The following is a 14,130-nucleotide window of genomic DNA, read 5'->3' as shown; positions in this document are numbered from 1 at the left end:
ATGGAGTTGACGCTGAACGTGCTGCGCTGCCCGGAAGCGGCAGTGCCCGAGAGCCGCCGTTCCTCCGGCGGCGACCTGACGATCGGCCGCGGCCTCGAATGCGAATGGATGCTCTCGGACCCCGAGCGGGTACTGTCGAAGCGGCATTGCGTGCTGGAGTTTCGCGGCGGCTTCTGGCAGGTGCGCGACCTCTCGACCAACGGCACCTTCCTGAACCATGCGACGGCGCCGATCGGGCGCGACCTGGTCGCCTCGCTCTCGGATGGCGACCGGCTGCGGCTCGGCAGCTATGAGATCGAGGTGCGGATCAGCGCCGCCGCCAGCCAGGGCTTCGGTTCGCCCGCGGCGCCCGCCTGGGGAGGCGCTCCTTCCGCCGGCATGGGGCGGGCGGTGCCGGACCCCTTCGCCGATCCGTTCGCGCCGCCGCCCTCTTCCGGTCCCTCGCCCGGCTTCGCCACGCCGCCCCTGCCGACGGCCGGAGTGGCGCTGCCGGATGATTTCGACCCTTTCGGCGACGAGCCGCCGATGCCGGACCACCGGCCCGCGGCCTCTGATGCCTTCATGCCGCCCCGGACGGTCGGCAAGGCGGCGCCGATCCCGGATGACTGGGACCTTGGTTTCGATCTGACGCCGCCGGCTGCGCCGTCCACGAACCCGCCACCGGTCTTGCCGGTGGCCGCGCCGCCCGTTGCCCCCGCCCGGGAGACGCCCCCGCCGGTTGCAGCACCGCCGGCCGCGCCGGCCTGGGAGCCGCCGCCCCCGCCACCACCCGCGCCTGCGGCCCCGGTCGCGGCCCCGCCGCCGGCGGCAGACTCCACTGATCCCTTCGCCGAGGAGGGGGTGCCGAGCATCGCCATCCCGGCGCCCGCGGTGGTCGCGCCGGTGGCGCCCGCCGCCCCGGCGGTGGCGCCGCCCGCCGCAGCCCCCGCCCCGGCCGCCATGGGGCCGGATGCGGCGCTCGCCCTGGTGCTGCAAGGCGCCGGCCTGCCGGCCACGGCGCTGGCCGGGGCCGATCCGGCCGCCGCGCTGGTCGCCGCCGGGGCCAGCCTGCGCGCCGCCGTTGCCGGGCTGCGCGCCCTGCTGATCGCGCGGGCCGATGTGAAGCGGGAATTCCGCATCGAGCAGACCATGCTCCGTGCCGCCGGCAACAACCCGCTGAAATTCGCCGCCACCGACGACGCCGCCCTCGCCGCGCTGCTTGGCCCGAAGCCGATGGTGAAGGCGGTCGAGGAGACGGTCGCCGACCTCAACGCGCATCAGGTTGCCTCGCTGGCCGCAACCCAGGCGGCGGCGCGGGCCCTGCTCGACAAGCTGGCGCCCGCGGGGATTGAGGCCGGCGATAAGGGCGGCGGCTTCCTCGGCGCGAAGGAGAAGCGGCTTTGGGAAGCCTACAAGGCGCTGCACACGCAGCTGCTCGACCAGTTCGAGGATGATTTCGACAGCGCCTTCGGCAAGGCCTTCGCGCGGGCCTATGAGGAAGCGTCGCGCAAGGATGGCAGGCGGTAGCCGGCACCGCCGGGGGGAGTGGGGATGAGCTGGTATGACAAGGTGGTCTGGCAGGAGGGAATGTTCCTCCGCGCCCAGCACTTCCAGCAGCAGGACCGGTATCTCGAGCATCTGCTCCAGGCGCGCACCGCGCCACTGCGCCCGCATCCTTGGGGGGTGACGGAGCTGTCCCTCGACCGCGACCTGCTGGGGGCCGGCAAATTCGCCCTCGCCAATGCCGCCGGCGTGCTGGAGGACGGCACGCCCTTCGCCATCCCCGGCCAGGCTGACCAACCCCTACCGCTCGACCTGCCGGAAGGCACGCGCAACGCCGTGGTCTATCTGGCGGCGCCAATCCGCCAGCCGGGCAGCCCCGAGATCGCCTTCACCGAGGGGCCCGAGAGCGGCGGTGCGCGCTATGCGCTGCGCAGCTTCGAGGCCTTCGACACCCATTCCGACAGCACCCTGCCGGCCGAGTTGCAGGTCGGCCGCCCGCGTCTTCGCTTCATGCTGGAGACGGAGGAGCGCGCCGGCTTCACCGGCATCGGCATCGCCCGCATCGTCGAGGTCCAGGCCGACCGGCGCGTCGTCGTCGATGAGCGCTATATCCCCACCTGCCTCCGCATCTCCGCCGCGCCACCCCTGGCGAACCTGATCGCCGAGCTGGTCGGGATGATCGGCCAGCGCGCCGAGGCGCTGGCCGGGCGGCTGGCGCAGCCGGGCACGCGCGGCGTCGCCGATGTCAGCCAATTCCTGCTGCTCCAGGCGCTGAACCGCTGGCAGCCGCTGCTGGCGCATTGGGCCGATGCCGGCAATGTCCATCCAGAGGCCTTCTACGCCACGCTGGTGCAGCTGGCGGGCGAGCTCGCCACCTTCACCGATCCGAGCCGCCGTGCCAGCAGCTATCCCGGCTACCGCCATGAGGATCTGCAACGGAGCTTCGCCCCGGTCATCGCCGATCTCCGCCGGGCGCTGTCCGCCGATATCGACCAGAATGCCGTCGCCATCCCGCTGCGGGATGCGCGGCACGGCGTCCGCATCGGCCCGATCACCGACCGCAACTGGCTCCGCGCCGGTTCCTTCGTGCTCGCGGTGCAGGCGGACATGCCGTCCGAGCATCTGCGCCGGCTCTTCCCGAACCAAGTGAAGATCGGCGCGGTCGAGCATATCCGGGAGCTGGTGAATGTGGCCCTGCCCGGCATCGCAGTACGTCCGCTGCCGGTCGCCCCACGGCAGATCCCCTTCCATGCCGGCGCCACCTATTTCGAGCTGGATCGCGGCAGCCCGCATTGGCAGCAGATGCAGACATCGGGCGGCTTCGCCATCCATGTCTCCGGTGAGTTCCCGAACCTCCGCATGGAGCTGTGGGCGATCCTCGCATGAGCGACAATCCTTTCTCCGAGCCGGATGACAGCGACCGCACGGTGGTCCGCGGCCCGGCCCGCGCCGCTGCGCCCATGCCGGCCGCCGCCCCGGCCGTGCCGCCCAATTTCGGCGCCCCGCCCACGGCTGCGGCGGCCCCGAGTTTCGGTCCGACACCGCGTATGGCGGGCGAGGCGGAGACGCTGCCGAAAATCGGCCTCGGCCCGCTCTCGGCCGCCGCCGCGCCGCTGCTCGACCTGCTCTCGCGCCTCGTCGCCAGCGTGCATGTGCCCAATCCCACTGAGCTGCGCGAACGCGCCATCCGCGCGCTCCGCAGCTTCGAGGCGGAGGCGCGCGGCGCCGATATCAACCCCGATGAGATCAGGGCCGCGCATTACGGCCTCTGCGCCGCCATCGACGATGTGGCCATGGCGACGCCCTGGGGCCAGCAGAGCGGCTGGGGCGCCCATTCGCTGGTCTCCACCTTCCATCAGGAGGTGAAGGCCGGCGACCGCTTCTTCGACATGCTGGCCGGCATGCAGAAGGATCCCGGCCGCTACCGGCAGGCGCTGGAAGTGGCCTATCTCTGCCTCGCCCTCGGGCTGCAGGGCCGCTACCGACTCTCGCCGCGCGGCGCCGCCGAGCTGGACCGCATCCGCGAGGGTCTCTACCAGCTGCTGGTCCAGCTGCGTGGTCCCTATGAGCGGGAGCTGTCGCCGCATTGGCGTGGCGTGAATGCACCACATCGTCGCACCGGCCGCAGCGTGCCGAGCTGGGTCGCCGGCGCGCTCGCCATCGCCGCTCTCGGCCTCGGCTATGCCGGCTTCGCCAATGCGCTGTCCGGCCGCAGCGAGGATCTCTTCGCCCGCCTCGCGGGCCTGCCTCCGGGGGCGCTGCCGACCATCCAGCGTGCCGCGCCGCCGGTGCCCCCGGCCCCGCCGCCGCCCGCACCGGCGCCGAGCCGGCCGGATCTGCAGACGCGGCTGCGCCAATTCCTCGCGCCCGAGATTCAGCAGGGGCTGGTCAGCGTGCTCTCCGACCCGAACCGCGTCATCGTCCGGATCCGCAATCGCGGCATGTTCGCCTCCGGCAGCGCCAGCCTCGACCCGCGCTTCCTTCCCCTGCTGAACCGCATCGGCGAGGCGCTGCGGGAGGAGCCGGGGCGGGTGCAGATCCTCGGCCATAGCGACAACCAGCCGATCAAGACCGCCCGCTTCCCGTCCAACTATCACCTCTCGGCGGCCCGGGCGCAGGCGGCGCAGGATGTCATCGCCACCGCGACCGGCGGCGACCGCGGCCGCTTAAGCTTCGAGGGCCGCGGCGAGAGCGAGCCGGTGGCAGCGAATGCGACACCCGAAGGGCGGGAGGAAAACCGCCGCATCGAGGTGATCGTGACCTATGGGGGGGCCGGCTGATGAGCGCGCTGCTCTCCGTCCTCGGCAGCGTCCCGGCGCTGGCCGGGCTGGTCGCGGCCCTCGCCCTGGCGGCGGTGTTCTGGGTCTACGGGCCGCTGATCGGTGCCGGAGACGTCTTCCCATTCGAGGGCTTCATCCCCCGGCTGATCCTGGCCTCGCTGCCGGTCATCGTCTTCCTCGTCACCGTCATCCTCATTGGCCTGCGCCGGGCGAAGCGCGACCAGGCGCTGGTGACCGAGGCCGCGGCGCCCGACCCCGCCGCCCAGGCCAGTGCCGAGGAAGAGGCGGCGCTGCGCGAGAAGCTGACCACCGCGCTCGCCCAGCTCAAGCAGGCCACCGGCGGCAAGGGCGGCTATCTGTATGAGCTGCCCTGGTATGTCTTCATCGGGCCGCCCGGCAGCGGCAAGACCACGGCCATCGCCCAGTCCGGCCTGGAATTCCCGCTTGCCGAGGGCAAGGTCTCCGGCGTCGGCGGCACCCGCAATTGCGACTGGTGGCTCACCGACCGTGCCGTGCTGATCGACACCGCCGGCCGCTACACCACCCAGGACAGCGACGCCGCCGCGGACAAGGCGGGCTGGGACCGGTTCCTTGCCATGCTCCGCCGCAACCGGCCGCGCCAGCCTCTGAACGGCGTGCTGGTCTGCTTCGGCGTCGACATGCTGAGCAAGCTCGACGCCCAGGGCCGCCAGGACCATGCCCGCGCCGTCCGCAAGCGCATCAAGGAGCTGGAGGAGAAGCTCGGCCAGCGCCTGCCGGTCTATCTGCTGATCAGCAAGGCCGACCTGCTCTCGGGCTTCACCGAGTTCTTCGACGACCTCGACAAGGAGACGCGCGCCCAGGTCTGGGGCATGACCTTCCCGGTCGAGGCCGGCCCCGAAGGCGTGGCCGGCAAATTCGCCGGCGAATTCGGGGCCCTGCTCGGCCGCCTCCAGGACCGGCTGCTGGAACGGCTGCAGGCCGAGCGCGGCCCCTCGCAGCGTGCCGCCATCATGGCTTTCCCGGGCCAGGTCGCCTCCCTGGCCGAGCCGGTTGGCGCCTTCGCCGCGGCTGCCTTTGGCGGCACCCGGCTCGACCCGGCGCCGATGCTGCGTGGTGTCTACCTCGCCTCCGGCACCCAGGAAGGCACGCCGATCGACCGTCTGACCGGCGCTCTCAGCCGCGCCTTCGGACTTGATCCGCGCCGGCCCGTCGGCGTGCTCGGCCAGAAGGGGCGCAGCTTCTTCCTCGGCCGGCTGCTGCGCGAGGTGGTCTTCAACGAGGCACGGCTGGCCGCGCGTGACCGCGGGGCGGAGCGGCGGCGGCGGATGGTGGCGATCGCCGCCTGGAGCCTCGCCCTGGTCGTGACGGCGGGCGGCCTCGCCTGGGCCTATAGCGCCTACAATGCCGAGCAGCGCCGGGCCGCGGCGCTGGAGGAGGCGCTGGCCAAGGCCGAGGGCGCCGGCCGCACCGTGCGCTTCGACCCGGTGGTGGATGCGAACCTCGCCAGCGCCCTGCCCTATCTCGATGCGGCGAAGCCCCTGCCGGCGGCGGCGCATGCGCCGGGCGGCGGCCTCGGTCTTTCGCAGGAGGCAGAGCTGGCCGCGGGCGCGGAAGCGGCCTATCGCCGGGTGCTCGACCGGGTGATGCTGCCGCGCCTGCTGGCTGGGCTCGAGGCGCAGATCCGCACCAATTTCCAGCGCGCCGACTACCTCTATGAGGCGACGCGGGTCTATCTGATGCTCGGGCGGCAGGGGCCGCTCGACAAGCCGCTGGTGCGGGAATGGCTGCTGGCCGACTGGCTGCGTGCCTTCCCCGGCGCCACCGGCGCGCCGCAGCGGGAGGCGCTGCTCGGCCATCTCGACGCGCTGCTGGCGATGGAATTCTCCGCCTATCCCCTGGATGGCGCGCTGGTGGATGGCGCCCGCCGCGTCTTCTCCCGCCTGCCGATGGCGGAGCGGGTCTATTCCCGCCTGCGCCCGCTTGGCCAGTCGCTGCGGCCCTGGACGCCGGCCGAGGCGCTGGGCCCGGCGGGGCAGCGCTTCTTCACCCGCGCCTCCGGCCGGCCGCTGACCGAAGGCGTGCCGGGCCTCTTCACCATCGATGGGCTCTACCGGACGCTGATGCCGGCGCTGGGTGATGCCGTGCGGGCGGCGGCGGCGGAGTCCTGGGTGCTCGGGCCTGAGGCCCGCGCCGCCGGCGCCGAGGATCCGGCGCGGCTGGAGGCGGCCGTGCTCGGCCTCTATGCCGAGGACTATGCCCGCGCCTGGCAGACCCTGCTCGACGACCTGGTGCTGCCGCCCTTCCGCAACCTGATCGACGCTGCCGAGGGGCTGAACGTGCTGGGCGCGCCCACCTCCCCCATCCGCGACCTGCTGCGGGCGGCGGCGCGGCAGCTTTCGCCCGGCACGCCGCCGGATGGCTGGGCGGCACCGGGCCGCGGCGCCGAGGCGCAGCGGGTGCAGGCGGCGCAGGGCCAGGCCCCGGCGCCGACCGGGGCGGAGCCGGTGGCCCAGCTGGTCGAGACGCGCTTCCAGGCGCTCCGCACCGCAGCCGGGCAGCCGCTGGATGGCGTGCTGGCCATCGTCAACGAGCTCTATGTGCAGGTGGCGCGGCTTGCCTCCTCCCCGCCGGGGACGGTGGTGCCGGCGCCGGCGGCGGGGCTCGACCCTGGGCAGCGGTTGCTGGCCGAGGCGGCACGGCAGCCGCAGCCCCTGGCCCGCTGGCTGACCGCGCTTGGCCAGTCCACCGCGACCCAGCGCAGCGGCGGCGCCAAGGCGGCCATTGCCGCCGCCGGCGGCCAGGCGCTCGGACCGGTCTGCCGGGCGCTGGGCGATCCGCGCGCCATCCCCTTCCCCTTCCGCCGGGATGCGGCGCAGGACATCCCGGTCGATGATTTCGCGCGGCTCTTCGGGCCGGGCGGGTCGCTCGACCAGTTCTTCGCCCAGTGGATCCGCCCCTATGTGGACACCACGCAGAAGCCCTGGCGGCTGGTGGCGACGGCCGGCCTCGCCCCGCCGGTGACCCAGGCCGATGTGCAGCAATTCGAGCGCGCCCAGGCGATCCGCGATGCCTTCTTCCCAGGCGGCGCCATGATGGGCGGCCTCCGCTTCGAGCTGGTGCCGCAGGGCTTCGACCCGAATGCCCAGGGCGCCATCCTGGAGGTCGAGGGCACGCGGCATGAGATGGCGCGCGGCGGACCCAACCGACCGATCCCGCTGAGCTGGCCGACGCGGGGTAATGTCACCCTGAATTTCGAGCCGGCTTCCTCCGCCGGGCCGCTGGCGCTGGATGGCGGCTGGTCCGCCTTCAAGCTGGTGACCGGCCGCCAGGCGGCGCTGCAATCCACTGGCCAGGCGGATCGGCTGCGGGCGACGGTGACCCAGGGCGACCGCTCCATCGTCTTCGAGTTGCGGACCGGCAGCAGCATCCACCCCTTCGGCCTGCGCGAGCTGCAGGAATTCCGATGCCCGCAACTGGCGCCGTGACAGGGCTGTACGGCAAGCTGCCGGCGCATGGGGATTTCGTGCGCCGTGGCCTGCCGAGCAGCTTCTGCGACCCTTGGGATAACTGGCTGCAAGCCGGCATCGCCGCAGCGCGGGATGCGCTCGGGGAGGACTGGGAGCGGCTCTGGGATGCGGCGCCGGCCTGGCGCTTCGCCCTGCCGGCCGGCGCCTGCGGCCCCGATCCCGTGGCGGGCGTGATGGCGACCTCGGCCGATGCCGTCGGGCGGCGCTTCCCGCTGACCGTGGCGGCAACCGCGCCGGGCCGGATCGAGGCGTTGTGGCCCGCCGCTTGGTTCGCCGCGCTGGAAGGCGCGCTCCGCCATGCCCAGGCAGGCGGGCTGGATGCCGATGCGCTGCTCGCCCTGCTGCCCACACCCGGCGAGGCGGACCCCGCCGAAGCGCCCGCGCCCGGCTGGTGGACTGCCGGCGAGCCCGGCCTGGTCTGGCCCCTGTCCGGCCTGCCGGAGCCTTCCGAATTCGCCCTGCTGCTGGATGCCCCGGCATGACCCCCTCGATCGAGCCCGGCCTTGCCTCCGATGCCGCGACCCATCCGGGTGCGGTCAGGAAGCGCAATGAGGACAGCCTGGTCCACCGGCCCGATCTCGGCCTCTGGGCCGTGGCGGATGGCGCGGGCGGGCATGGCGCCGGGGATGTCGCCAGCCAGGCGGTGAAGGCGGCGCTGGAGGGGATCCCGCCCGGCCTCTCCGCCGCCGAGATCCTGGCCGAGGCCCGGCTGCGGCTCTCTGGCGTGCATGCCGAATTGCAGGCTCAGGCGGCGGCGCTCGGCGAGGGGCGGATCATTGCCACCACCGTGGTGGTGCTGCTGGCGCGGGACGGGCATTTCGCCTGCCTCTGGGCGGGCGACAGCCGCGCCTATCTGCTGCGCGGCGGCATGCTCCAGCGGGTGACGCGCGACCATTCCCTGGTGCAGGAGATGGTGGACCAGGGCACGCTGACCGAGGCTGAGGCGGAGACGCATCCGCAGGCCAATATCATCCTGCGTGCCGTCGGCGCGGCCGGCGAGCTGGTGCTGGACAAGGTCAGCGGCCGGATCGCGCCCGGCGATGCGCTGCTGCTCTGCAGCGACGGCCTGTTCAAGGCGCTGCCGGAGCCCGATCTGGCCGCGATGCTGGTCCAGGGCGCCGGCGCGGCGGCGGTGGTCGAGGCCGCGGTGTCCCGCGGCGCGCGGGACAATGTCAGCGTGGTGCTGCTGCGCGCCCTGGACGAGGCGGGCTAGCCGCTATCCCCAATATGGTAGAGGACATTCGAAGGGATGCCGGTCAGGTCATCCTCATAGACGGTGTATTGCACATCGATCGCGGTGAAGTTGAGCGTGAAGCTCTCGACCGGCGTGCCGTCGCCGCTGCCGGCCTGCTGGAAGCTGGTGAGGCCGGCTTCATAGAGCGTGTAAACGAGATAGGGCAGCAATTGGGACGTGCCCTGGCGGACGAATTTGATGGTGACCGTACGGTCGAATTTCCCGGTCAGCCCTTCGGTGACCAGCGCGACCGAGCTGCCATCGATGATCTTGGTGCAGGCCACTTCCTGCACGGCCGGCTCGATGCGGGAACGCAGGCTGGGACGCACCGAGGCGCTGCTGCGCGTCATGCCCCAGGAGACGGATTGCAGCTCGATATAGCCCGGTGTGCCATCGAAGGTGTGCTCACCATCGATGCCGTCATAGAGCATGAAGATCGCCATGCGGGGCCTGCCTGAAGGCTAAGGGATGGCGGCCGGCGCAGGCCGGCCGGGGGAAACGGGATGCGGCATGCCGCACCCCGCCCCCGGACAGGAAGCTGACCTCAGGCGCCCTTGGCGGTGGAGAGATCCCAGCTGTAGTAGACCGGCTTGCCGTCCAGGTCGTCGCCGACCGGGCTGTAGCCGAGCTTCACCTTGTCGAAGTTCAGGCTGAGGGATTCGGTCGGACGGTCGCCGCCCGAGCTCATCGAGAAGCCGGAGACGCCGCAGCCCTCGAGCTCGACGCTGAAATAGACGACCGGGGTATTGCCCTTGCCGGTGCGGACGAACTTAATCTCGACCTTGTTGTCGAGCTCGCCATGCAGGGCTTCTTCGAACAGCTTTATGGTCGTGCCGTCGCTCACCTTGGTCATGGTGATCTCGCTGACGGAGACCACGCTGCCCTCACGGGTCGAGGTGCCATAGGCCGAGGAGATCGCCCGGCCGACGCCGAACTGGAAGCTGCTGACCTCGAAATGGTCGGTGAAACCGGTGACCTTCGACTCACCCTTCACGTCCGGATACTTCACCAGGATCGGCATTGGTCCACTCCTTCTGTCCTGCCCGGCTTCCCGGCGTTGGCCCTGCGCCAGCGCCTAGCCGATATCGTAGCGGAATGCGTCGCCTTCGCCCATTCCGACTTGCACACGCCCGATCTCCCCGCCTTCCGCCAGCCGCGCGAGGATGCGGGCGGAGAGTTCGGGCAGCATCGTACGATTGAGGATATTTTCGATATTACGCGCGCCGCTTTCGACTTCCTTGCAGCGCGCCACGATCTCGGTCGGGACGCTGTCCTCGACCTCGAATTCCACACCATAGGCGGATTTCACCCGACGGCCGATGCGCTTCAGCTGCAGGCCGACGATCATCCTCATGATGTCGTCCGCCAGCGGGTAGTAGGTGACGATGTTGCAGCGGCCGAGGAAGGCCGGCTTGAACACCTTCAGCAGGTCGGGCCGCAGCGCCTCGGTCAGCGCCTCCGGCTCCGGCATCAGGTCCGGATCGGCGCAGAGCTTGGCGATGGTGTCCGTGCCGGCATTCGAGGTCATGATGATGACGGTGTTGCGGAAATCGATATCCCGCCCCTCGCCATCCTTCATGTTGCCCTTGTCGAAGACCTGGTAGAACACGTCCTGCACGCCGGGATGGGCCTTCTCCATCTCGTCCAGCAGCACGACGCTGTAGGGCCGGCGGCGCACGGCTTCCGTCAGCACGCCGCCTTCGCCAAAGCCGACATAGCCCGGGGGCGAGCCCATCAGGAGCGAGACCTTATGCTCCTCTTTGAACTCGCTCATGTTGATGGTCGTCAGGTTCTGCTCGCCGCCATAGAGCAGGTCGGCGACGGCGAGCGCCGTCTCGGTCTTCCCGACGCCGCTGGTGCCGACCATCATAAAGACGCCGATCGGCTTGCGCGGGTCGGTCAGGCCGGCGCGGTTGGTCTGGATCGCCTGGGCTATCGCGGCCAGCGCATGCGGCTGGCCGACAACGCGCTCCTCCAGCTTTTCCTTCAGGTTCAGGATGGTCTTGATCTCGTCCGAGACCATGCGGCCGACCGGAATGCCGGTCCAGGTGGCCACAACCTCGGCCACCGCCGCGCCATCGACCACCGGATGCACCAGCGGCTCCTCGCCCTGCAGCGCATGCAGGGCCTTGGTGACCGAGGCCAGTTCCTCCCGCTGCGCCAGCGTATTGCCGGCGCTGCCGACACCCTCCTCGATCTCCGTGCGCAGCTCGCGGATGCGGGCGACGAGCGCCTTCTCTTCCTGCCAGCGGGCTTCGAGCGCGGCGAGTTCGGATTTGACCCGGTCCCGCTCCTCCTCCAGCGCCGTGGCGCGCGCGGCGTGGTCGGCACCCGCCGCCGTCTCGCGCGCGATGGCGCCGAGCTCGGTGGCGATGAGGTCGAGGCGGCGCTGTCGGTCCTCGACCGGCGCCGGGATCGCCGCCTGGCTCATCGACACGCGGGCGCAGGCGGTGTCGAGCAGCGACACGCCCTTGTCGGGAAGCTGCCGCGCCGGGATGTAGCGGGCCGAGAGAATACAGGCCTGCTCCACCGCCTCGTCGAGGATGCGGACGCCGTGGTGCTTCTCGAGCGTCGCAACCAAGCCGCGCAGCATGGCCTGGGCCAGCGTCACGCTGGGCTCACCAACCGAGACGACCTGGAAGCGCCGCGTCAGCGCCGCATCCTTCTCGAAATACTTCTTGTATTCGGCCCAGGTGGTGGCGGCGAGGCAGCGCAGCTCGCCGCGCGCCAGCGCCGGCTTCAGAAGATTCGCGGCATCGTTCTGCCCCTGCGCGCCACCGGCGCCGATCAGCGTATGCGCCTCGTCGATGAACATGACGATCGGCACCGGCGAGGCCTTCACCGCGTCAATGACGCCCTTCAGCCGGTTTTCGAACTCGCCCTTCACGCCCGCGCCGGCCTGCAGCAGGCCGAGGTCGAGCGACATCAGCTTCACCTTGCGCAGCGCCTCCGGCACGTCGCCGGCGGCGATGCGCAGCGCGAGGCCCTCGGCAACCGCGGTCTTGCCGACGCCGGGTTCGCCGGTGAGGATCGGGTTGTTCTGCCGTCGCCGCGTCAGGATGTCGATGACCTGCCGGATCTCGCCATCGCGGCCGAGGATCGGGTCGATCTTGCCGGCCTTCGCCTGGGCGGTCAGGTCGGTGCAGAATTGCTCCAGCGGACCGCCACCGCGCGGAGCCTCGCCCGGCGCCGCGGCGGCACCGGCGGAGGCGTCGCCGGGCAGCGGCGACGCGACTTCCTCGGCTTCGGTGCTGCCTTCGCAGAGCGCGTCGAGGCCGCCACGACGCAGCGCATCGGCCGGGATCGAGAGCAGGCTCGGCGCACTGTCCTTGACAGTGCGCGACAAAGTCTCGTCGGCGAGCAGTGCCGCGAGCATATGGCCCGAGCGGATCTTGCCGGTGCCGCCTTCGAGCGAGGCAAGCAGCCACGCTTCGCGCAGCCAGGTGACGATGTCGGGCGAGAGCGACGGCGCGCGCGCGTTGCCGGTGCGCAGCTTGTCGAGTGCGCGGGTGATCTCGGCGATGACCCGGCCGCTATCGATTCCCTGTTTGCGCAGCAGCGTGTTGACGTCGGAACCTTGGGTCTCGACAAGCTTGAGCAGAAGATGCTCAATCTCGACATTGTAGTGGGAGCGGGACAGAGTCAGCCCGGCCGCAGCCTCCAGCTGGCGACGGCACAGGGAGCTCAGACGACCAACGAGAGACTTCAGATCGATCGCCACCATGGCCCGCTCATCTCCCGTTAACCGACGGCCGTTCCTTTGATGGGCCGGAACGTAAACGGCTTGGGCGAGGCCTGTCCAGCATGATAGCGTCGCAGTTGTAATGCGGTTGGCAGGGGGCCAAACCGCGGGAGATTGCAGCCTTCATGTCGGAAAGCCTGTTCGATATCGAGGCCCTGCTCGCGCCTTTGGATGGCGAGGGCGGCGCCGGGACCGACCTCCGGACCGACTATTCGCCGACCTCGCTTTACCAAAAGCTACGCGACGCGCGGGCCGAGGCGCGAGCGGAGGAGCGGGCGCTCGAAACCTCCGAGGAGGCCGATCCCGCCGTGCCGCAAAGCTGGCGCGAGGTGAAGCGGGTCGGGCTGCAATGCATCGGCGAGCGCAGCAAGGATTTCGAGATCGCTGCCTGGCTGCTGGAGGCGCTGGTCCGGCTGGACGGGCTGCCCGGGCTGATCGCCGGCAGCGAGCTGCTGACCGGTCTGCTGGAGCGCTACTGGGAGCCCGGCTTCCCGCAGCCGGATGAGGACGGGATGGATGTCAGGGCGGCGCCGCTCGGCGGTCTCTCGGGCGATGGCGTGGACGGCACGCTGATGCAGCCGCTGCGGCGGCTGGCGATGTTCCGACGGCCCGATGGCCGGGCGGTCGGCCTGCACTTGTGGAAGATCGCCGAGGATACGGACGCCATCCCCGATGAGGGGGACAACCGGAAGCGGCGGAAGTCCCGCTACGAGGCCGGCGTGCCGGAGATGAAGGCGCTGGAGAACGAGGCGCGGGTCGATGCCGCCACCCTCCGCCGCACCGCCCAGCTGGCGATGCAGGCGCAGCGAAGCTGGGCGACGCTCGGCACCCAGATGGATGCCCGCTTCGGCGACCTTGCCCCCAATACGCGCCGGGTGTCGGAGGCGCTGGTACGCATGGTGGAGATTGCGACCCGCCTGATCGGACCGGTCGCCGAGGCCGCCCCGTCCGGCGAAGCGGCGGCCGAGGCGGTAGCGGCACAGGAGGACCTGGCGGTGGCGGAGGGGGGACCGGCCATGACTGGCATGCTGGCGGCGCCGCGGGCGCTGAGGACGCGGGAGGATGCGATCCGTCAGATCGAGGAGTTGGCGGAGTTCTTCCGTAAGACCGAGCCGCATTCGCCCCTGGCTTATACCCTGGCCGATGCCGTTCGCCGGGCAAGGATGCCGCTGCCCGACCTGCTGGCCGAAGTGCTGCCGGATAGCGGCGCACGGCAGGCGATGCTGACCATGCTCGGCATCAAGGTGAACGAGCCCGAGTGAGACAAACGAGACATAAGGGGTTGACCATTCGGCAAGGGTTTCGTTGACGGGAATTCCCCGCGCCTTGTATCGTGTAGGTTGTCCGGCGAAACCGTTGCGCGTGCGTTTTGGGAGAAACAGG

10 protein-coding genes are annotated in these 14,130 nt (G+C 71.0%); 7 read left to right on the top strand and 3 right to left on the bottom strand.

Annotation, left to right across the window (positions count from 1 at the left end):
- The 6 genes from tagH to JMJ55_RS16400 are packed head-to-tail and all read left to right on the top strand — an operon-like array spanning position 1 to position 8,984.
- Positions 1-1,506, top strand: a complete 1,506-nt coding sequence (gene tagH / locus JMJ55_RS16425; RefSeq protein ID WP_202826662.1) for a type VI secretion system-associated FHA domain protein TagH — start codon at positions 1-3, stop codon at positions 1,504-1,506.
- Between the two features lie 24 nt (positions 1,507-1,530).
- Positions 1,531-2,868 (top strand): type VI secretion system baseplate subunit TssK, encoded by a 1,338-nt coding sequence (gene tssK / locus JMJ55_RS16420; RefSeq protein ID WP_202826661.1) that lies wholly within the window; start codon positions 1,531-1,533, stop codon positions 2,866-2,868.
- Positions 2,865-4,262 (top strand): type VI secretion system protein TssL, long form, encoded by a 1,398-nt coding sequence (tssL, locus tag JMJ55_RS16415; protein ID WP_202826660.1) that lies wholly within the window; start codon positions 2,865-2,867, stop codon positions 4,260-4,262. Before tssK ends, tssL begins: the two co-directional genes overlap by 4 nt.
- Positions 4,262-7,729 carry a type VI secretion system membrane subunit TssM gene (gene tssM, locus JMJ55_RS16410; RefSeq protein ID WP_202826659.1) on the top strand — a complete coding sequence of 1,156 codons (3,468 nt, stop codon included), beginning with the start codon at positions 4,262-4,264 and terminating at the stop codon, positions 7,727-7,729. The genes tssL and tssM overlap by 1 nt, the downstream gene beginning before the upstream one ends.
- Positions 7,708-8,253, top strand: a complete 546-nt coding sequence (gene tagF, locus JMJ55_RS16405) for a type VI secretion system-associated protein TagF (RefSeq protein WP_202826658.1) — start codon at positions 7,708-7,710, stop codon at positions 8,251-8,253. The genes tssM and tagF overlap by 22 nt, the downstream gene beginning before the upstream one ends.
- A complete protein-coding gene (locus tag JMJ55_RS16400) occupies positions 8,250-8,984 on the top strand; it encodes a PP2C family protein-serine/threonine phosphatase (RefSeq protein ID WP_202826657.1) in 735 nt (244 codons plus the stop codon). Before tagF ends, JMJ55_RS16400 begins: the two co-directional genes overlap by 4 nt.
- On the opposite strand, the gene JMJ55_RS16395 is transcribed toward JMJ55_RS16400, so the two are convergent.
- The 3 genes from JMJ55_RS16395 to tssH form a co-directional block, all read right to left on the bottom strand.
- Entirely contained in the window at positions 8,981-9,448 is a 468-nt protein-coding gene (locus tag JMJ55_RS16395; protein ID WP_202826656.1) for an Hcp family type VI secretion system effector, read from the bottom strand. The genes JMJ55_RS16400 and JMJ55_RS16395 overlap by 4 nt on opposite strands.
- Before the next feature lie 101 nt (positions 9,449-9,549).
- Positions 9,550-10,026, bottom strand: coding sequence for an Hcp family type VI secretion system effector (locus JMJ55_RS16390; RefSeq protein WP_202826655.1), 477 nt, complete (start codon positions 10,024-10,026; stop codon positions 9,550-9,552).
- A gap of 54 nt (positions 10,027-10,080) precedes the next feature.
- The gene (gene tssH, locus JMJ55_RS16385; protein ID WP_202826654.1) at positions 10,081-12,729 is read right to left on the bottom strand and encodes a type VI secretion system ATPase TssH; all 2,649 of its coding nucleotides are present in this window, start codon (positions 12,727-12,729) and stop codon (positions 10,081-10,083) included.
- A 143-nt stretch (positions 12,730-12,872) separates the two neighbouring features.
- On the opposite strand from tssH, the gene tssA reads away from it, so the two are divergent.
- Entirely contained in the window at positions 12,873-14,009 is a 1,137-nt protein-coding gene (gene tssA, locus JMJ55_RS16380) for a type VI secretion system protein TssA (protein ID WP_202826653.1), read from the top strand.
- The last annotated feature ends 121 nt before the right edge of the window (positions 14,010-14,130 follow it).

Source organism: Belnapia mucosa (genome assembly GCF_016775475.1).
GTDB lineage: Bacteria > Pseudomonadota > Alphaproteobacteria > Acetobacterales > Acetobacteraceae > Belnapia > Belnapia mucosa.
This window is presented reverse-complemented; position numbering and strand designations above follow the sequence as displayed.

Excerpts from the sequence above, each read along its gene's own strand:
- tagH (WP_202826662.1), top strand. The coding sequence starts at position 1 with ATGGAGTTGACGCTGAACGTGCTGCGCTGCCCGGAAGCGGCAGTGCCC.
- tssK (WP_202826661.1), top strand. The coding sequence starts at position 1,531 with ATGAGCTGGTATGACAAGGTGGTCTGGCAGGAGGGAATGTTCCTCCGC.
- tssL (WP_202826660.1), top strand. The coding sequence starts at position 2,865 with ATGAGCGACAATCCTTTCTCCGAGCCGGATGACAGCGACCGCACGGTG.
- tssM (WP_202826659.1), top strand. The coding sequence starts at position 4,262 with ATGAGCGCGCTGCTCTCCGTCCTCGGCAGCGTCCCGGCGCTGGCCGGG.
- tagF (WP_202826658.1), top strand. The coding sequence starts at position 7,708 with ATGCCCGCAACTGGCGCCGTGACAGGGCTGTACGGCAAGCTGCCGGCG.
- JMJ55_RS16400 (WP_202826657.1), top strand. The coding sequence starts at position 8,250 with ATGACCCCCTCGATCGAGCCCGGCCTTGCCTCCGATGCCGCGACCCAT.
- JMJ55_RS16395 (WP_202826656.1), bottom strand. The coding sequence starts at position 9,448 with ATGGCGATCTTCATGCTCTATGACGGCATCGATGGTGAGCACACCTTC.
- JMJ55_RS16390 (WP_202826655.1), bottom strand. The coding sequence starts at position 10,026 with ATGCCGATCCTGGTGAAGTATCCGGACGTGAAGGGTGAGTCGAAGGTC.
- tssH (WP_202826654.1), bottom strand. The coding sequence starts at position 12,729 with ATGGTGGCGATCGATCTGAAGTCTCTCGTTGGTCGTCTGAGCTCCCTG.
- tssA (WP_202826653.1), top strand. The coding sequence starts at position 12,873 with ATGTCGGAAAGCCTGTTCGATATCGAGGCCCTGCTCGCGCCTTTGGAT.